Source organism: Hyalangium sp. (assembly GCF_045802625.1).
Lineage (GTDB): Bacteria > Myxococcota > Myxococcia > Myxococcales > Myxococcaceae > Hyalangium.
Genome location: NZ_JBJMQP010000135.1, coordinates 67080 through 85440 on the forward strand (window position 1 = coordinate 67080; position 18361 = coordinate 85440).

Annotated in this window: 16 protein-coding genes; 11 read left to right on the plus strand and 5 right to left on the minus strand. The window is 68.8% G+C overall.

Annotated elements, in window-relative coordinates; translation table 11 throughout:
• Nucleotides 1–36: 36 nt before the first annotated feature.
• Nucleotides 37–1446 (plus strand): sigma-54-dependent transcriptional regulator, encoded by a 1410-nt coding sequence (locus ACJ8AT_RS25220; protein ID WP_407740401.1) that lies wholly within the window; start codon nucleotides 37–39, stop codon nucleotides 1444–1446.
• A 171-nt stretch (nucleotides 1447–1617) separates the two neighbouring features.
• Nucleotides 1618–2652 carry a TetR family transcriptional regulator gene (locus tag ACJ8AT_RS25225; protein ID WP_407740402.1) on the plus strand — a complete coding sequence of 345 codons (1035 nt, stop codon included), beginning with the start codon at nucleotides 1618–1620 and terminating at the stop codon, nucleotides 2650–2652.
• Between the two features lie 16 nt (nucleotides 2653–2668).
• Here ACJ8AT_RS25225 and ACJ8AT_RS25230 read toward each other — a convergent pair whose 3' ends face one another.
• On the minus strand, nucleotides 2669–3208 hold the full coding sequence (locus ACJ8AT_RS25230; protein ID WP_407740403.1) for a hypothetical protein: 540 nt from the start codon (nucleotides 3206–3208) through the stop codon (nucleotides 2669–2671).
• Between the two features lie 106 nt (nucleotides 3209–3314).
• On the opposite strand from ACJ8AT_RS25230, the gene ACJ8AT_RS25235 reads away from it, so the two are divergent.
• Together ACJ8AT_RS25235 and ACJ8AT_RS25240 are read left to right on the plus strand one after the other, a co-directional pair.
• Complete coding sequence (locus tag ACJ8AT_RS25235) at nucleotides 3315–4361, plus strand: hypothetical protein (protein WP_407740404.1); 1047 nt, start codon at nucleotides 3315–3317, stop codon at nucleotides 4359–4361.
• Between the two features lie 124 nt (nucleotides 4362–4485).
• Nucleotides 4486–5664, plus strand: coding sequence for a hypothetical protein (locus ACJ8AT_RS25240; RefSeq protein WP_407740405.1), 1179 nt, complete (start codon nucleotides 4486–4488; stop codon nucleotides 5662–5664).
• A 31-nt stretch (nucleotides 5665–5695) separates the two neighbouring features.
• On the opposite strand, the gene ACJ8AT_RS25245 is transcribed toward ACJ8AT_RS25240, so the two are convergent.
• From ACJ8AT_RS25245 to ACJ8AT_RS25255, 3 genes are all read right to left on the minus strand, one after another.
• A complete protein-coding gene (locus ACJ8AT_RS25245; protein ID WP_407740406.1) occupies nucleotides 5696–6211 on the minus strand; it encodes a methylated-DNA--[protein]-cysteine S-methyltransferase in 516 nt (171 codons plus the stop codon).
• Nucleotides 6212–6228: 17 nt separating this feature from the next.
• Complete coding sequence (locus tag ACJ8AT_RS25250; RefSeq protein ID WP_407740407.1) at nucleotides 6229–7713, minus strand: AlkA N-terminal domain-containing protein; 1485 nt, start codon at nucleotides 7711–7713, stop codon at nucleotides 6229–6231.
• Between the two features lie 61 nt (nucleotides 7714–7774).
• A complete protein-coding gene (locus tag ACJ8AT_RS25255; protein ID WP_407740408.1) occupies nucleotides 7775–8113 on the minus strand; it encodes a tetratricopeptide repeat protein in 339 nt (112 codons plus the stop codon).
• On the opposite strand from ACJ8AT_RS25255, the gene ACJ8AT_RS25260 reads away from it, so the two are divergent.
• From ACJ8AT_RS25260 to ACJ8AT_RS25285, 6 genes are all read left to right on the plus strand, one after another.
• A complete protein-coding gene (locus tag ACJ8AT_RS25260; RefSeq protein ID WP_407740409.1) occupies nucleotides 8112–9380 on the plus strand; it encodes a glutamate-5-semialdehyde dehydrogenase in 1269 nt (422 codons plus the stop codon). The two genes, ACJ8AT_RS25255 and ACJ8AT_RS25260, sit on opposite strands and share 2 nt — an antisense overlap.
• Before the next feature lie 15 nt (nucleotides 9381–9395).
• Nucleotides 9396–9920, plus strand: coding sequence for a ribosome silencing factor (rsfS, locus tag ACJ8AT_RS25265; RefSeq protein WP_407740410.1), 525 nt, complete (start codon nucleotides 9396–9398; stop codon nucleotides 9918–9920).
• Complete coding sequence (gene rlmH, locus ACJ8AT_RS25270) at nucleotides 9917–10381, plus strand: 23S rRNA (pseudouridine(1915)-N(3))-methyltransferase RlmH (RefSeq protein WP_407740430.1); 465 nt, start codon at nucleotides 9917–9919, stop codon at nucleotides 10379–10381. Before rsfS ends, rlmH begins: the two co-directional genes overlap by 4 nt.
• A 52-nt stretch (nucleotides 10382–10433) precedes the next feature.
• Nucleotides 10434–11594 (plus strand): RNA ligase RtcB family protein, encoded by a 1161-nt coding sequence (locus ACJ8AT_RS25275; protein ID WP_407740411.1) that lies wholly within the window; start codon nucleotides 10434–10436, stop codon nucleotides 11592–11594.
• Nucleotides 11595–11710: 116 nt separating this feature from the next.
• On the plus strand, nucleotides 11711–15055 hold the full coding sequence (locus ACJ8AT_RS25280; RefSeq protein ID WP_407740412.1) for a hypothetical protein: 3345 nt from the start codon (nucleotides 11711–11713) through the stop codon (nucleotides 15053–15055).
• On the plus strand, nucleotides 15052–15615 hold the full coding sequence (locus tag ACJ8AT_RS25285) for a hypothetical protein (protein ID WP_407740413.1): 564 nt from the start codon (nucleotides 15052–15054) through the stop codon (nucleotides 15613–15615). The genes ACJ8AT_RS25280 and ACJ8AT_RS25285 overlap by 4 nt, the downstream gene beginning before the upstream one ends.
• Before the next feature lie 17 nt (nucleotides 15616–15632).
• Here the strand turns inward: ACJ8AT_RS25285 and ACJ8AT_RS25290 are convergent, their stop codons facing one another.
• Nucleotides 15633–16598, minus strand: coding sequence for a hypothetical protein (locus ACJ8AT_RS25290; protein ID WP_407740414.1), 966 nt, complete (start codon nucleotides 16596–16598; stop codon nucleotides 15633–15635).
• A gap of 217 nt (nucleotides 16599–16815) precedes the next feature.
• Between ACJ8AT_RS25290 and gpmI the strand changes: the two genes are divergently transcribed.
• Nucleotides 16816–18354 (plus strand): 2,3-bisphosphoglycerate-independent phosphoglycerate mutase, encoded by a 1539-nt coding sequence (gene gpmI, locus ACJ8AT_RS25295; RefSeq protein WP_407740415.1) that lies wholly within the window; start codon nucleotides 16816–16818, stop codon nucleotides 18352–18354.
• The last annotated feature ends 7 nt before the right edge of the window (nucleotides 18355–18361 follow it).

The following is an 18361-nucleotide window of genomic DNA, read 5'->3' on the forward strand; positions in this document are numbered from 1 at the left end:
CGCGGTTCCAGCCCCTTCGCGCTAAGAAGACACCCCATGGCTCGCGTCCTCGTCATCGACGACCACGACACCCTCCGCGAGGGGATGACCGTCACCCTCACCCGCTCGGGGCACACCGTCGCCGCGGCGCGCTCGGGCGCGGATGGGCTGGCGGCCTACAAGAAGACACCGTTCGAGCTCGTCGTCACGGACTTGAAGATGGAGGGGATGGACGGGATCGCCGTCACCCGAGCGCTCAAGGCGTTGGATCCGGCCGCGGTGGTGCTGGTGGTGACGGCCTTCGGCACCATCGAGACGGCCGTGCAGGCCATGCAGGAGGGCGCGTACGACTTCATCACCAAGCCCTTCCCGCCGGACGTGCTGCGCGCCAAGGTGGAGAAGGGGCTGGAGCTGGCCTCCACGCGCCGGCAGGTGGAAAAGCTGAGCGCTCGCACCGCCGCGCATGACGCCGACGCCGCGCTCAGCCACGGCAACCTGGTGGGCGACAGCGAGCCCATCCAGAAGCTGCTGGCCCAGGTGCGCAAGGCCGCCGCCAGCGAGGCCACGGTGCTGGTGCGCGGCGAGAGCGGCACCGGCAAGGAGCTGGTGGCCCGGATGCTCCACCAGCAGTCTCCGCGCAAGGACGGCCCCTTCGTCGTCGTGCACTGCGCGGCCCTGGCCGAGTCGCTGCTGGAGAGCGAGCTGTTCGGCCACGAGCGCGGCGCCTTCACCGGCGCGGTGAAGCGCAAGCTGGGCCGCTTCGAGCTGGCTGACGGCGGCACCCTGTTCCTCGACGAGATTGGGGAGATTCCACCCTCCGTGCAGACGAAGCTGCTGCGGGTGCTCCAGGAGAAGGAGCTCCAGCGCGTGGGCGGCGAGGAGACGCTCAAGGTGGACGTGCGCGTGGTGAGCGCCACCCACCGGGACTTGCAGGCCGAGGTGAAGGCCGGCCGCTTCCGCGAGGATCTCTACTACCGGCTGCACATCGTCCCGCTGATGCTGCCCCCGCTGCGCGAGCGCCCCGAGGACATCTCCACCCTGGCCCGCCACTTCGTCGCCAAGCACGCCCCGCGGGTGAACCGGCGCGTGAAGGGCCTGGACGACAGCGTCCTGAAGGCGCTCGCCCGCCACGCGTGGCCCGGCAACGTGCGCGAGCTGGAGAACGTCATCGAGCAGTCGCTCGTCTTCGCCGAGGGCGAGGTGCTCACCGAGGCGGATCTGCCCGCGCACCTGAACCCGAGCGCGCCTCGCACGGACGCCAGCGGCCTGCCCATCCCCCACGGGGACCGGCCCCTGCCCGACATCCTCGAGGATATTGAACGCCAGCTCATCGCCCGCGCCTATGAGAAGGCGGGCCGGGTGAAGACCGAGACGGCTCGCCTGCTGGGCATCAAGACGTCCGCCCTGTACTACAAGCTGGAGAAGTACGGTTTCATCTCCAAGGGAGAGGCTCCCGAGGAGGGTTGAGCCCTCAAAAATCCATGGTTACGAGGGTCCACCGTGACTTTCCACCGTCCCACCCGCGCGAGGGCGCCCTCCCCCGGCTCCGAAGCCCTTGGAAACGCTGGCGTTTCGTGGCCAGCAAAAACGGGCCGGGGACTTGCGAGCTGGCACCGGCTTTGCTGAAGAGGGGTGGTGATGAAGCGCCCCCTGTCCCTGCTGCTGCTGTGCCTGCTCCTGGGAGCGCCCGCGTGGGCGGCCTCCGGGCTGGAGGCAGTGCGCACCCAGGCCCAGGCGGCGCGCACCCAGGTTCGCACCCTGCGCGAGCGCCAGCAGGCCCTGCGCGGCGAGCTGAACGGGGTGGCCTCGCGGATTGAAACGCTCAAGGCCGAGCAGCAGGGCAAGCTCACCCCGAGCGCGGAGCTGAATCAGGCGCTGAGGCGCTCGCAGGAGCTGAGCGGCGAGCTCACCGGGCTGGCGCAGTCGGTGGCCAACGCGGAGGGCGAGTCCGAGCGCGCCCACGTGGCGCTGCACACGGCGCTCTCGGAGGAGTTGGCGCGGGTGAAGGCGGCGTGGGACTCCACGCAGGATCGCCAGGAGCGCGCCCGGCTCGTCTCCCAGATGCGCGAGCTGCGCACCGAGCGGGATGCGGTGCGCGCCGCGCTGCCTGCCTCGCAGGTGCCCGCGCTGGGCCGCTCGGACGCGAGCGATGATCCCGAGGACCTGCTGGAGCAGGCGGACGTGCTGCGCGACTCCGAGGACAAGGTGAAGCAGCGGCTGGGCGCTCTGAAGACGCGCATCGCCGAGCTGCGCGAGGAGCACGACCTGGAGCGCCGGATGAGCGACTTCCTCGGCGAGGAGGCCATGTTCGACGAGCAGGATCGGCGCCTGCGCCTGCGGCTGAACTCCAATCAGGCCGTCGAGGTGGACTCGACTCCCGCTCGCCGCGGCCCCCCGGCCTTCTCGGCGGAAGACTCGTCGTCGCCGCCGGTCGCGCCGGATCCGAACCCTTCCCCGGGCAACCCCGTTCCCCCGACCACGCTCGCCCCGGGCCCGATCCGTGCCAGCGATCACCGGCCCGAGGTGAACCCGGTGCGGGCGCAGCAGCTGGCAGCCGGAGACTTCAACGATCTGGCCACCCTGGAGGCCGAGGCGAAGCAGCTGGAGTCCATGGCCCACGAGCTGGACTCCCGCGCCACGGCCCTCGAGAAGCGGGGGCGCGAGCTGAAGTAGCCCGCGCCGCCGGGGTTCAGAACAGCGACACCTTCACGTCCAGCGCGAGCACGGCCTGCAGGCGCACCTCCTGATCCGGCATGCGGCCCCTGCCGCGCACGATGATGCTCATGGAGGGCGCGGCGACGAAGGGCTGCAGCTCCGCATCCTCCATGTCCATCTTCAGCACGGGGTTGGGCGCGCCCAGGGGCAGCCGGGAGATGTCCTGCTTCCGGGCGATGCGCTCCTCCTGGTCTCCAGCCTTCGCGTAGAACTCGAGGGTGTCCAGGAAGGTGAAGTCCGCGTCGCTGGGGCTCACCAGCCGCAGCTCCAGGGACTTGGGGTGCACGGACTTCACGTCCGCCTTCGAGACGCCCTGGTTCTTGAAGTCCTGGTTCTGGTTGAAGTCCAGCCCCGCGAAGCTGGCGATGGGCGGGAAGGCGTTGAGCACCGCCGTGGTGCCGGGCGGGCCCGCGGGGACGGTGGTCTCCCCCTTGAGCTCGGTCGTGAAGGAGGCAGGGGCGCAGGCAACCAGCGCGAGGCAAGCCCAGGGGGGGATGAGCGATGCGGGACGCATGGGCGGGACTGTAACGGGGGTCCGTCGCCTCGTCACCGGCGAGGCGGGCGGGCCGGCATCTCGTGAACAAGGCGTGCAGGCAAAGCCCACGGTATGGTGGGCGCGCGTGTCCCGGTTCCTCTCCACGCTCCTGCTGGCCGGCCTGGTGCTCCCTGGTGGAGCCCGCGCGGCCGACATGGAGGGCTCCCTGCGCCTCACCGGCCGGGCGCTGATGGACTCGAACGCCCCGCGCGACTTCCACGCCCCCCAGGCTCCCACCCCCCAGCCGGACCTGGGCCTGAGCTTGCTCGCCACGGGCGAGGGCCGCCTCACCGGCGAGAGCTTCCAAGGAGTGGGCCGCTACGAGCTGGGAGGCCGCAAGTACGTGCGCTACCCCTCCGAGGACGTGGTGATCCAGGCCGCCGCGGTGGAGGGCTCCATGGCGCTGGGCACCCAGCTGGGGCTGGGCGTGGAGGGCCACGGCAAGGACAGGCGAGGGGGCAGCCGGGACTACTCGGACCTGGGCGCGGAGGCCTTCCTCGAGTACGTGCCGGACGTGCGGCTGGCGCTGCGGATCCGTGCCGGGGCCCACCGCTTCGTCTACCGGCCGGACGCGGGAGCGAACTTCGGCGGCTCCGAGGTGGGGTTCCTGGGCCGCTACCGCTTCGATCGCCGCCACTCGCTGAGCGTCTTCGGCGAGTACGGCTCGCGAGGCTACGGCGTGCAGGCGCGGCCTCCACCGGATGAGAATCTGTCGCTTGGCCGACGCCAGGACGGGGCGCTGTCCGCGGGAGCCACCTACACGTACCGGGGGCCGGTGGCGCTGGGGCTCACCTATACCTTCCAGGAGATCAGCTCCAACAGCTTCGGCGAGACGGTGGACCGGCACCGGCTGAGCGGGAGCGCGGGGCTGAAGCTGGCCTGGAACGTTACGCTGCTGGCGCAGGGCTCGCTGGGGCTGGGCCGCTACCCGGATGGCATCTACCTCTCGCCGGAGATCATCCTCGTGGAGGAGGACGAGGGGCAGAACTCGCTCTCGCTCAAGCTCGCACGCCCGGTGAACGAGCACTTGGACTTGGAGCTGAACTACGGCCTCTACAGCACTCGCCTGCCGCGCAATGAGCTGTCCTATCTCCGGCAGGTTGCGGGGCTGGGGCTGACCTGGCGCCTCTAGGCCCAGGGTAGGCCGGGGGCCCCTCGCTGCTTACATTCAAAGGAGGGGAATCTTCGGACGCGGGGATGTGAGAGCATGCGCGTCGCAGGCAGAGCACCGGTGTTGATCCAGGAAGGAGACAACGTTGGATTGGTCCGCCTATGCCCACGAACAGGGACTCGGCCGTGAGGTGGGAGAGAACCTCGTCCGCGCCAGGCAGCTCTCGCGCAGTCCGCACCTGACGACGGGAGATCTCCTGCGCGCGCTGGTGCGAGACACCCGCCATGCAGGGGCCGCCTGCGCCACGCTGGGGCTCACGCCCGAGCGGGTGGAGCCTCCACTGGAGGAGTTGGCGGTGACGCCCGAGCCGCTCGTGCTCCAAGGCCCCACGGAGCTATCGGGGCCGCTGGCCGCGGTGATCCTCCACGTGCAGGACGAGGGGAACCTGCTGGGCGTGCAGAGCTCGGGCTCGCTGCTGCTCGCGCTGCTGCCGGACCGGCAGGATGCGGTGGCTGGGTCCACGGATCCACTGGACTCGCCGGGACACGGCGAGCTGGCGCTGGAGATGCTGGGCATCCATCGGCTGCGCCTGCGCGCGGCGGTGCTGGAGGCGATTGCCAAGAGCCACCCAGACACGCGGGACTGGGACACTCGGGCCGAGAACTTCCTGCGCTTGAGCCGCTTCCACATGGCCTACCCGTACCCGGGAGAGACGGAGCCCCCCTCCGCGCTCTCCGAGGCGGACGAGGAGGCCGCGCGCCTGCCGGCCATCGCGGCGCACTACCTGCACGCCTCGCCCGAGGATCTGAAGTGGCTGGACAATGCGCTCTATGACGAGCGGAAGAAGTGGTTCGTGGTCCGGCTCGTGCGGCTGACGGAGAGCGTGCCGCCCGCGCTGCTCGAGCCGCTGATCTGCGCCGCCATCAACGAGCAGGACCCGAGCCGCAACCGGCACTTCGTGGACGCGGCGGTGCGAGGCGTAGGTCTGGCGCCCGTGCACGAGAGGCTGCTCTGGTACATGCGCAACGGGGTGGACGCCGAGAAGTCCGGCGCGATGCGGGCGCTCTACTGGTGTCCTCCGCCGGATGTGGACTCGGTGAAGGAGACGGCGCGAGGGATGCTGGATGCGTTCCAGCGGGAGACGGACCTGGACGTGCGGCGCACGGCGCTCTCGAGGCTGGCGCTGATCGACTGGAGGGCCATGGATCAGGGGCTGCGCACCCGGCTGGCCGAGGTGCTCCACGTCGCGGCGAGCCACCCGGACGTCTACATCCGCCACCGGGCGGACGCGATCCGGGTCGAGCTGCGCGGCGTCCTCTCGTAGCGCGGGCTCCAGGGAACGCGCGGCGCGAACTTCAGCGGATGAGCTCCGGAGCCAGCACCCCTTCGAACTCCAGGAGCCACTGCTTGGTGGGGAGCCCTCCGCCGAACCCCGTAAGGCTCCCGTTGGTGCCGATGACACGGTGGCACGGCACGATGAGCGGAATGGGATTGCGCCCATTGGCCAGCCCCACCGCGCGCACCGCCTTCGGCCGGCCGATTTCGCTCGCGACGCGCGCATAGCTGACCGTCTGGCCGAACGGGATGCGGCTCACGCTACCCCACACCTGCCGTTGGAACTCGGTTCCGCTCGCCGCGAGCGTCAAATCTCCGAACGTCGTCCGCTCGCCCCCGAAGTACTCCTGGAGCGCCGTGCAGGCCTGCTCCAGGTGGGCCCGAGCGGGCGCGGTTCCCCGGGCCTTCGGCAGCTCCATCTCGTCGCAGGAGAAGAGCACGGCGACGAGCCCTTCCCCACTCGCCGCGAGCCTCAGCTCTCCAATCGGAGTCTTGAGGTGCGTCGTGGCGAGATCCTCCGTCATGTGAATGGCCATGAGTGAATCCTCCAAGTTCAGGCCGCCGCGCTCGAAACGCGGTCGAGCATCGGCTCCGTCCACAGCAACAGCGCTGCGTAGCCCCGCCACGGACGCCACGCCTCCGCCATCCGTTCGAGCGCTCGCGGCTCGATGGGCGCTCCCCCTCCCGCGGCCTTGCGCAGGCCCAGGTCCGCCGCCGGAAACGCATCGGGCTCACCGAGTGCACGCAGCGCCACATAATGCGCCGTCCACTCGCCAATGCCCGGAAGCGTGACGAGCCGCGCCACACTGTCTTCGAGGCTCAAGCCCGGCTTCAAATCGCACGCTCCCGACGCGCAGGCCGCGGCCAGGCTCTTCAGCGCATGGATACGCCCGCCAGTGAGCCCGATCCCCGACAGCTCCGCCCGAGCCAGCTCCTCGGGGGTTGGAAAGAAGTGGGTGAGTCCCTCCCGCCCAGCGGCAACCGGCACTCCGCAGCGCTGCACCAGCCGCTCCGCCAGCGTCGTGGCGCCCTTCACGGAGACCTGCTGCCCCAGCACGGCACGGACCGCCAGCTCGAAGGGCTCGAACGTGCCAGGAATGCGCAGGCCCCGAGCACGCTCAAGGCGAGGCCCGAGCACCGGATCGTCTCCGAGCGCCACGGCAATCGCCGCGGGATCCGCGCTGAGATCAAACAGTCTGCGCAGGCGCGCCACGATCTGCCGCACGGGGGCAGCTCCCGAGCCGTCGATCCGCACCGAGAGCGAGCGCAGCTCTGGCGCGTGCGACACCTCGATGATTCCAGTGCTGCCGCCCAACCGATAGGTGCGGCGGTAGGTCTCGGCCTCGACCTTCTCTACACCGGGAATCGCTCGTCCGCTCAGGTAGGCCAGCACCCGCTCCCAATCGAACGGTGGGCGATACCCGAGCCGCAACGAGATGGCCGCCGACGCCCGCGCGTCCGGGCCCTTCGAGGGGCGGCGCAAGGAACTTGGGCTGCGACCGTAGGCAGTCCGCACGGCGTCGTTGAACCGGCGCAGGCTCTGGAAGCCCGCCGCGCTCGCCACTTCGCTCAGCGGCAGCGACGTCTCCGTGATGAGCTGTTTCGCAGCCAGCAGGCGCCGGCTGCTGGCAACCGCATGCGGACTCGCGCCCAGGTGCCGCACGAACAGGCGGTGGAGCTGCCGCACGCCAATGCCAAGCTGCGCGGCGAGCGACTCGACCGAACCCTCGTCCAGCGCCCCCTCGTCAATCAGCCGCAGCGCCCGCGCGACGCTCGCCTCGGTTCCGGCCCAGGCGGGCGTGTCTGGCGCCGTCTCCGGGCGGCAACGCAGGCAGGAGCGATACCCCAACTCTTGGGCCGCGGCGGCGCTCGGGACGAAGATGCAGTTCTCCTTCTTCGGCGTCCGCGCGGGGCAGATGGGCCGGCAATAGATTCCAGTCGTCTTCACGCAGACGAAGAACCGCCCGTCAAACCGCGCGTCCCGTCCCGAGAGCGCCCGGTAGCAGAGGTCCTGCTCGAGAAGTTCCTCGGTGGCCATGGCGTACAATTAGGGCAGGACTGAGCCGGGCGCTCGCCAGAATCGGACGTGACCGAAAGACTCAGGACAGGTCCGAGAGCCGCTCCTCAATCTCCTCGGCGAGGCTCGGATGCCCCTGGGCCAGCGCCAGCTCCCGCGCCCGGGTGAGCACCTCGCGCGCCTTGTCCACCTGCCCTGCCCCAACATAGGCATCCCCGAGCGACACGATGGCCGCCGCGTAGGTGGGGTCCAACCGGGCAGCCTCCTCCAGGCTCTTGGCGGCCTCCGCATACTGCCGGCGCTCCAGGTACGCCTTGCCGAGCGAGAAGTGGGCCATGGGCGAGTCGGGGAACTCGGCCGCCATCTGCTTGAACTGCTCCAACCGGGCATCGCTCATGCGCCTCTGATAGAGGAGAGTCATGACGGTTGCCAAGGAAGACGTGCGCCCCCTCGCCGAGAACGCCCGGACCGCCTCCCGAGCGCTCGCCATCGCCCCCACGCGCCAGAAGGATGACGCGCTGCGAAGCATGGCCCGCCACCTGCGCGCGGCCGCTCCCGCCATCCTCGCCGCCAACGCCGAGGACGTGTCGGCCGCCCGCTCGGCGGGCAAGAACGCGGCCTTCGTGGACCGGCTCCTGCTGGATGCCCAGCGCCTGGAGTCCATGGCTCGCGCCGTGGAGTCCGTGGCGGACCTGAAGGATCCGGTGGGCGAGGAGACCGAGCACTGGAAGCGCCCCAACGGGCTGCAGGTGCGCAAGGTGCGCCTGCCGCTGGGCGTGGTGCTGATGATCTACGAGTCCCGCCCCAACGTGACGAGCGACGCGGCGGCCCTGTGCCTCAAGAGCGGCAACGCGGTGCTGCTGCGCGGAGGCAGCGAGTCGGCGCGCTCCAACCAGGCCATCGCCCAGGCGCTCCGGGCGGGGCTCGTGGAGGCGGGGCTGCCCGAGCACAGCATCCAGGTGGTGCCCGCCGGCGAGCGGGAGTCCCTGCTGGAGCTGCTGAAGCTGGAGGGGCTCATCGACTTGTGCATCCCCCGAGGCGGCGAGGGGCTCATCCACTTCGTGACGGAGAACGCGCGCATTCCGGTGGTGAAGCACTACAAGGGCGTCTGCCACGTGTACGTGCACGAGGCGGCGGACCTGGACATGGCCGCGCGCATCACCGTGAACGCCAAGGCCAGCCGCCCCGGCGTCTGCAACGCCGCCGAGTGTCTGCTGGTGGACCGCGCCGTGGCCGAGCGCTTCCTGCCCACGGTGGGGCGTGCGCTGGTGGACAAACAGGTGGAGCTGCGCGGCTGTCCCACGACGGTGGCGGTGCTCTCCCGCGCCGGGGTGCCGGTGAAGCCCGCCGCCGAGGACGACTACGGGCGCGAGTACCTGGACCTCATCCTCGCGGTGCGAGTGGTGAAGGACCTGGACGCGGCGCTGGCGCACATCGCCCGTTACGGCAGTGAACACACGGAGGCCATCGTCACCGGGGACGAGGAGGTGGCGGCCCGCTTCACCCGGGAGGTGACGGCCAGCGGGGTGATGTGGAACGCCTCCACGCGCTTCAACGATGGGGGCGAGCTGGGGCTGGGGGCGGAGATTGGAATCTCGACGACCCGGCTGCACGCCTACGGCCCCATGGGTTTACGAGAATTGACGAGTCAAAAGTACGTCGTCCACGGGCGCGGTCAGGTGCGCTAGGGTGGCTCCCCACACATGGCACTGAAGAAGAAGACGAGTTCCTCGAAGGCGAAGAGCAGCGCGAAGAAGGCTCCGGCGGCCCGCGGCAAGAAGACGCCGGCCAAGAAGCTGCCCGCGCGCAAGCGGCTGGCCCCCACGAAGAAGAAGAAGCTGTTGCCCGCGGCGCCGCCCACCCCCGAGGCCCCTCCAGAGAATCCTCGCGCGAAGGCGCTGTCGCACAAGATTGCCCAGGTCCTGCTCGACAAGAAGGCCTCGGACGTGCTCGTGCTGGACGTGCGCGGCATGTCCTCGTACGCGGACTACATCGTCCTGGCCTCGGCCGAGAGCGATCGCCAGGTGAGCGCCCTGGCGGAGAACGTGCACATCAAGGTGAAGTCCGAGGATGGGCTGCACCCCTCGGGCACCGAGGGCACCGAGACGGGCCAGTGGGTGCTGCTGGACTACGGCGAGGTGGTGGCGCACCTGTTCCTGAACGACGTGCGCGCCTTCTATGATCTCGAGGGCCTGTGGGCCGACGCGCCTCGGGAGAAGCTTTCCTGAAGGTCCGCCTCCTCTCGATAGGAAAGGATCGCTCGGGGCTGTTCGAGCCGGGCGTCCAGGAGTACGCCTCGCGGCTGGGGCACTACACGCGCTTCGAGCTGGTGGAGTTGCCCGAGGCGAGCGGCAAGAAGCTCAAGCCCGGAGACGCCAAGGCCGCCGAGGCCGAGGCCATCCTCGGCCGCCTCAAGCCCCAGGACTGGCTGGTGGCGATGGACGAGCGGGGCAAGCAGCTGGACTCGGTGGAGCTCAGCCGCTACCTCGCCAAGGCGCAGACCGGGGCGAAGGACTTGCTCTTCGTCATCGGCGGGGACGAGGGGCTGGACGAGAAGGTCCGCGACGCGGCGCACCTGACGCTCTCGCTCTCACGGATGACGCTGCCGCACCGGCTGGCGAGGCTGGTGCTGATCGAACAGCTCTACCGCGCCTTCACCATCCTCAAGGGTGAGCCGTACCACAAGTGACGCGGGGCGTCGGAGCGTCAGGCGTGCTTTGGGCGGGGCGTCCTGCGCGCCCATGATGATCTCGCCTACCCCGAATGGCCCGAGTGCCCGAGTCCGAATCATCGCCTCCTCGCAGTCCTGGGTCGAAGGCGAGGCCGTCCGCCAGCTTGAAGCAGTGGCTCGATTTCCCGGCATGCGGCTCGCGGTGGGGCTGCCGGATCTCCATCCTGGCAAGGGAGCACCGGTGGGCGCCGCGCTCGCCTCCGAGGGCTTCCTCTATCCCTTCCTGGTCGGCAACGACATCGGCTGTGGCATGGGGCTGTGGGACGTGGACCTGCCAACGCGCAAGGCGAAGCCGGAGCGGTGGGCGGCGAGGCTGGATCTGGACGGACCGTGGGAGGGCGACGCGACGGCCTTCCTCGAGGAGCAAGGCGTCCCCCCTTCGGGCTTCGAGCTGGCGCTGGGCACGGTGGGCGGAGGCAACCACTTCGCGGAGGTGCAGCGGGTGGAGCAGGTGCACGACGCGGAGATCTTCGCGTCACTGAAGCTGAGGGAGGACCGGCTGCTGTTGCTCGTCCACTCCGGCTCCCGCGGGTTGGGCGAGGCGACGCTCCGGGCCCATGTGGATCGACACGGAGCCGATGGGCTGGCGGAGGACTCGAGCGAGGCGAAGGCGTACCTGAGGCGGCACGACCACGCGGTGGCCTGGGGCCGCGCCAACCGAGCCCTCATCGCCCAGAGGATGCTGGACGGCATCGGCGCCAGCGGCCGGCGAGTCCTGGACGTCTGCCACAACAGCGTCACCTCGCGAGACGTGGACGGTTGTACCTGCTGGCTGCATCGCAAGGGCGCGGCGCCCTCGGACCAGGGGCCCGTGGTGATTCCGGGCAGCCGCGGCGCGCTGAGCTATCTGGTCCTTCCGGTGGGAGAGGGCTCCGCGAGCGCGCACAGCCTGGCGCACGGCGCGGGCCGCAAGTGGAACCGCACCGCCGCTCGTGAGCGGATGCGCGAGCGCTTCAGCGCCGAGTCCCTCACCCGTACTTCGTTCAAGAGCCACGTCATCTGCGAGGACCGCGATCTCCTCTTCGAGGAGGCACCGCCCGCGTACAAGGCCATCGACCGCGTGGTGACGGATCTGGTGGAGGCGGGGCTCGTGCGAGTGGTGGCCACGCTGGCCCCGGTGCTCACCTACAAGACGCGCGGAGGCGCGCACCTGAAACCGTCACGCGAGTGAACGCCGCTTCTCCCTGAGTGGAATGTGGCCTGGAGGACATCGCCGGTACCGTCGTTTCCGTACCTGGAAAGGATGTCCTGATGCCCCCGTCACTGGGTGGAACCCCGCCAGCTGCCATGGAGCCCTTCATCGGATGGGCCATGCCTGCGCGGATGCGATTCGCGGCAGCGCTCGGCGGTTTGTTCCTGTGTATGGCCTGCCGTACCGAGCCACCTGATGATGAGGTGCCCGAGACCTCGACGGCTCGCTCGCGCCTGACGCAGCTCTCTGAACGCGCGACGCTGTCCTGGCTCGCGCAACCCGACGTGCGCTTCTCGCGCAGTGGCACTCGCATCCTTGTTGATGCGCCCCACGAGGATGCGCCGCGCGCCAGGCTCGAGCTGCCCGTGAACGCCACCGGCTTCACGAGCCTCACCGAGGAGGCCTCGGGGATGACGATTCGCCAGCGCCTCGAGCACGCTCAGCTGGTCACCGCGGAGTCAGCGAAGGGGCTGCTCTTCTTCCGAGGCGCCCTCCAGGGCTTCGATTTCTTCCAGCGGCCCTCCGCCGATCAAGTCGAGGACTTCATCTCCTTCCCCACACGCCCCGAGCAGCCTCGCGTCTCGTACGAGGTGGAGCTGGCGCAAGGCGTGTCGGGGTTGCGGCTGGTGTCGGGAGTCCTGGAATTCATGGATGCCAGCGGAGCCCCGCGACTGCGAGTCGGCCCCGCGCACCTTCTCGGCGCGGACAGCCAATGGCACGACGTGCGCGTGGAACTTGAGGGGTGCGCCGCCGACCGGAATCCCGCCACGCCATGGGGCCGACCCGTCACTGCGCCGGGGAATTCCCACTGCCGCGTTGTCTTTGACTGGGACGACACTCAAGCGCTCTATCCCGCCGTCTTCGATCCGACTTGGACTATCACCGTGGGAAACATGGTGTCGCCCCGCGCGATGGCTCAGGCAGTGCTCCTTAATAACGGGCGCATCCTGATGGCCGGCGGCATCTCCACCTACAGCCCACTTACCGTTCTCAACAGTGCCGAACTCTATGATGAGATGACGGGCACTTGGTCTCCCACTGGCTCAATGACATGGCCGCGTGCCGACTTTGGCATGATCTTCACCACCAGAAGCTCCCCGCGGGCGGTAGCTGTGGGAGGGTACGGTTCAGCGGCCGGGCTGACACTGGAGTGGTACGACCCCACCACCGGGGCCTGGAGTCCGACAAAACAACTGCCGTTGGCCATAGAATTTCCAGGCGTCGTCACGCTTCCCGACGGCAACGTCGCCATCATCGGGGGGCAGTACAATAACGGTACCTGCATCGACCGCCTCACGGCCGCCGAACTCTACGACCCGCAGGCAAACACCGTCCGACTGATGCCTACGGCCATGTCCACAGGCCGCGTGCAGCATGCTACCACCCTGTTGCCCGATGGCCGTGTGTTGGTCACTGGAGGTCTTGGAACGTGCTGCAATGGCCCCTGCGTGGGCGAATTGAGCAGCACTGAGATCCTCAACACTGATCTCACCTGGAGCCGGGGCCCCGACATGCAGAGAACTCGCTCGTCCCACTCGAGCATCTTACTTGCAGGGGGCACCCGCGTACTCGTCGCTGGGAGCACTTCAACGACCCAGAGCGAGGTGTATGACATCCCCTCCAACTCCTGGTCAGCCTTCCGCGAGATGGGTGCCCCAAGAACTCTTTGGGATACCCACATGACTCTCATCAGCAATAGCCGCGTCATGCTCGCTGGCGGTGCGTTCACTACCGCTAGCGGTGATGTGTCCACCAACCTCACGCTCATCTATGATCCGGTGACAAATATTTGGTCAACCGACAATCCGCTCAACGTGGCTCGGCGAGGCCATGTCCAGGTGAGGACAGCGCTCGGCCGCACGTTGGTGGCAGGGGGCGGCGACTCGTCGGTCACCGTGCTCAACACCTCTGAAATCCACGACGCGCTCCCCAATGGGGCTGCTTGCACGGGCAATGGGCTGTGCGCCTCGAAGCTCTGCGTCGATGGCGTCTGCTGCAATACCGCCTGCGACAAAGCCTGCGATGCCTGCAATCTGCCGTCCGCTCCTGGCACGTGTACCACCGTGCCCGTCAGCACTCCGGGCAATCCCGCGTGCCAGAACCACCTGGTGTGCAGTGGCACGTCCGCGGACTGTCCTACAGTCTGTGCCAGCGATGCCTGGTGCGAGAGTGGCTACTACTGCCTCAGCGGAACCTGCCAACTGAAGAAGCCCAATGGGCAGACCTGCGGCGGCGCCAACCAGTGCCAATCCGCCTTCTGCGTGGATGGCGTCTGCTGCAATTCCGCCTGCTCCGGTGCCTGTGATGCCTGCAACCTGACCACCCCTGGCACCTGCACCAACATGTCCCTTGGCTCGCCAGGCAATCCCGTGTGCCCCAATCACTTCGTGTGCAGTGGCACATCCGCGGACTGTCCCACGCTCTGTGCCAACGACACCACCTGCGAGAGCGGCTACTACTGCCTCAGCGGCGCCTGTCTGCTCAAGAACCCCAATGGGCACTCCTGCGACGGAGCCAACCAGTGCCAGTCCAACTTCTGCGTCGATGGCGTGTGCTGCAACAGCGCCTGCGCTGGCGCGTGCGACGCCTGCAACCTCTCGAACTCCTCGGGCACGTGTACCCCGCTGCCCCTAGGCACTCCTGGGATGCCTACGTGCCCCAATCACTTCGTATGCAACGGCACTGGCACCAGCTGCCCACCCGTCTGCACCAGTGACTTGATGTGTGAGAGCGGCTACTACTGCCTCAACGGCGCCTGTCGGACCAAGAACCCCAATGGGCAGCCGTGCGACGCGACCAATCAGTGCCAGTCGGGCTTCTGCGTCGATGGCGTGTGCTGCAACAGCGCGTGCGGTAATGCATGCGACGCCTGCAACCTCGGCGTCAGTGTCGGCACTTGCAGCAATGTGCCAGCCGGTACCCCGGAGGAGGTCTGCGGTGCGTACCTCTGCAGCGGACTCAGCCCGAGCTGCCCGCCAGCGTGCACCACCAACCAGCAGTGCCGGGCGCCCGCATTGTGTATCAACGACAAGTGCCAGGAGCCGCAGCCCCCAGGTCAACCCTGCACTGAGGCCAGTCAGTGCCAGTCGGGCTTCTGCGCCGACGGCGTGTGCTGCAACACCCGGTGCGACGGCAGTTGCGAGTCGTGCGGCGTGTCGGGCTCGCTCGGCACCTGCAAGGCGCTGGCACAAGGGACGCCGGGCGAGCCCGTCTGCGCGCCCTACGTCTGCGACGGCTCAGGAGGCGCCTGTCCCACGCATTGCACGGCGGACAATCAATGCGCGGCCGGAGCTTTCTGTGAGCATGGCACGTGCAGCACGGACGCCCGCGGGCATATCGGCTGGGCCTGCGGCTGTGGCTCGGCCCCCGAGGGCTCCGCCTTCTTCGCCCTGATCCTGCTGGGGCTGCTCGCCCTGCGCCGCTCGGAGGTGCGCCCGTGAAGAACCTCTCTCCAAGCGGAGTCCTCGCGCTCACGCTGGGCCTCACATCCCCCGCCTTCGCGCAAGACCCAGCGGCCGAGCCAATAGCCCCAGCCTCACGGCTCGAGCCAGAAGTCTCGGTCTCGAAGCCCAAGCCGCCCCCCAGCGCGGAGCTGCCGAACTTCCACCTGGGAGTCGCCGGCGTGCTGGATGGGGTGGCGCGGCGCGCGGGAGCGGAGCTGAGCGCGACGTACGACGTCTCCCGGAACGTGGACCTGGGCCTGGGCGTGTCGTTGGGCGAGTCCATGGGCCTGCTGACGCTGGCGCAGTTCCACCTCCTATCGCCCCACGAGGCGCTCTTCCGGCCCTTCGTGCAACTGCGCGGCGAGTTCCACCCGTCCTCGGGCGGCTATGGAGGAGGCGCGTGGGCCGGCGCGGAGCTGGAGCTCGGCATGGGCCGGCTCAAGGCAGGCCCGGCGGTGGTCGTCTTCGCTCCGCGGGCCGGCTATCACTCGTATGCCGTGTTGGGCATCGCGGGGTTCGAGTTCGATCTGCCAAGTCCCTGGAAGCCCCACCCCTGAGGAGACTCAGCGCCGTGTCAGTGGCCCGCGGGCGTGAAGGTCTCGACCCGCTCGCTTTGGATGTCGAAGTTCTTCGGGTCTGCGTCGGGCTCCTGCAACTCCACCTGGGAGCTCGTCACGGTGCGCTGGCGGTGGGGCACGAGCGTCTCCGGCTCGGCGATGAACTCCAGCGTGCTGTCGAGCCGTAGCTTCGTCACCTTCAGCTCAGGAAGCGCCTGATCCTCGAGGCCCATGTTCGCCTTCATGACGGCCTTCACCTTACCCAGCAGCTGGTCCGTCGCCTGCGCCAGCCCCGCCTGATCGATCGAGGACTCCAGCACCAGCCGCACGCAGCGCTTCTCCTTCGCGCCCTCGGTGCAGGGTACGTGCTCCTTCAGGGACACGTGCTCCACGGTGGCCACGTTGCTCCCAAAGAGCGGCACCGTCGTCTGGCCCTTCCGCTCGACGGCCTCTCCCGGCTTCAAGACGAGCCCGTTCCACTTCCCCACCAGCACCTCCCACCGCAACCGCGTCGCCTGCTCCAGCGCGTCACGCACCAGCTTGGTGATCTGCGCCTGCTGCTCCTGGGGGAGGCCCTGGCTCTCGGCCTCCTGGGCCATCTGCTGGACGACCTGATCGATGCCCTCGATGCGACGCAGCTCTCCCTGGGGCCCCAGCACCATCGCGGGCGTCGGCGGTGGCGGTCCCTCCTCGGGAGTGGCCGCGGGAGCCGTCGGCTTCATCTCCTCGGTGATCAGCTTCCGCTCCTCGCCCTTCCCTTCCAGCCGAAGCTGGTAGCTCAGCTCCGAGTGCTCCGGAGCCTGCTCGCTCTGGGTCGTCGTGTCGGTGGAGGACACCTGCACCGTGAGCCCCTCCGGCCACGCGAAGCGCAGCGGCACGGCATCACCGGCAGCGGCCGTCCCGCCCGCGCCTGAAGAGGTCGCGCAGCGGGTGAGGAGCCCGGCGAGCGCCAAGGTAGAGACGGCACGGAAGAAGCGAGACATGGAGGCTCCAGCCAGCGGAGAGAGCACAGCGGTGGGAATTCGCTCGAGACAGGCGGGCTCTTATCACCGAGCCCCAGGCTCCGCCCGGGATCGCTGCATCAGGCTTCGTCTCCTCTTCCCAATGAGGGGGAAGCCTCGCCGTCCACCGGACGACCACGCGGCCGAGGCCCCGCACTTTTCCCTCCTCCTCGGCGTCTAACTGGTTAGCTTTCTGCCCATGAAACCAGCGCACAAGGTCCTGCTCTGCATCCTGGATGGTTGGGGCATCCGCAAGGAGCGCGAGGACAACGCGATCCTCATCGCCGGCACCCCCAACCTCGACAAGATCTCCAACGGCTACCCCTTCACCGAGCTACAGACCTCCGGCCTGGCCGTGGGCCTGCCGGAGGGGCAGATGGGCAACTCCGAGGTCGGCCACACCAACATCGGCGCCGGCCGGATCGTCTACCAGGATCTGGTGCGCATCAACCGGGCCTGCGAGTCCGGAGAGCTGGGCAACAACCCCGTCATCCGCGCGGCCATGGACAAGGCCAAGGCGGACGGCAAGGCGTTCCACCTGCTGGGGCTGGTGTCTCCGGGCGGCGTGCACTCGTCCATGGAGCACCTCTACTGCCTGCTGAGAGCGGCGAGAGATCGCGGCCTGCCCCAGGTCTACATCCACGCCTTCCTCGACGGGCGAGACACTCCGCCCCAGAGCGGCCTGGGCTACGTGGAGGAGCTGGAGCGCTTCCTCCAGGAGACCCGCGCCGCGCGCATCGCCACCGTGGGCGGGCGCTACTACGGCATGGACCGGGACAAGCGGTGGGATCGCGTCAAGCTCGCCTATGACTGCCTGGTGTTGGGCCAGGGCCCCAAGGCCCCCGACGCGCTGTCCGCCATCCGCGCCTCGTACGCGGAGAAGGTGACCGACGAGTTCGTCCACCCCACCGTCATCACCCACGGCGATGGGACTCCCGTGGGCCGCATCCGCGACGGGGACGTGGTGATGTTCTTCAACTTCCGCGCGGACCGGGCCCGCGAGATGACGCGTGCGCTGGCCTACCCGGACTTCAAGGAGTTCGATCGGGGCGGGCTCGTGCTCGGGCGCTACCTGTGCATGACCCAGTACGACGAGACGTTTGATCTGCCGGTGGCCTACGGGCCGGAGCAGCCGCAGGAGATCTTCCCGCAGCTGCTGGCCGAGCAGGGCCTCAAGCAGTTCCGCACCGCGGAGACCGAGAAGTACGCGCACGTGACGTTCTTCTTCAACGGCGGCCGCGAGGTGGTGTTCCCCGGCGAGGAGCGGTACATGGTGCCCTCGCCGCGCGACGTGAAGACGTACGACTTGAAGCCGGAGATGGCAGCGCGCGAGGTGACGGCCGAGCTGGTCAAGCGCATCGACTCGGGCAAGTACGACTTCGCGCTGGTGAACCTCGCCAACCCGGACATGGTGGGCCACAGCGGCAAGCTGGACGCGGCCATCCAGGCGGTAAAGGCGGTGGACGAGTGCCTGGGGCATCTGGGCGCCGCGTGCCAGCGCAACGGCTGGGTGCTGGCCATCTCCGCCGACCACGGCAACTGCGAGCTGATGAAGGACCCCATCACCGGCGAGCCGCATACCGCGCACACGCTCAACCCGGTGCCCTTCTATTTGATCCACCCGGACTTCCGAGGCCAGAAGCTGCGCCCCGGAGTGCTGGCGGACATCGCCCCCACGCTCTGCAAGGTGATGGGGCTGGCGCAGCCCAAGGAGATGAACCGCCAGGGCCTGCTCTGAGTCCGGA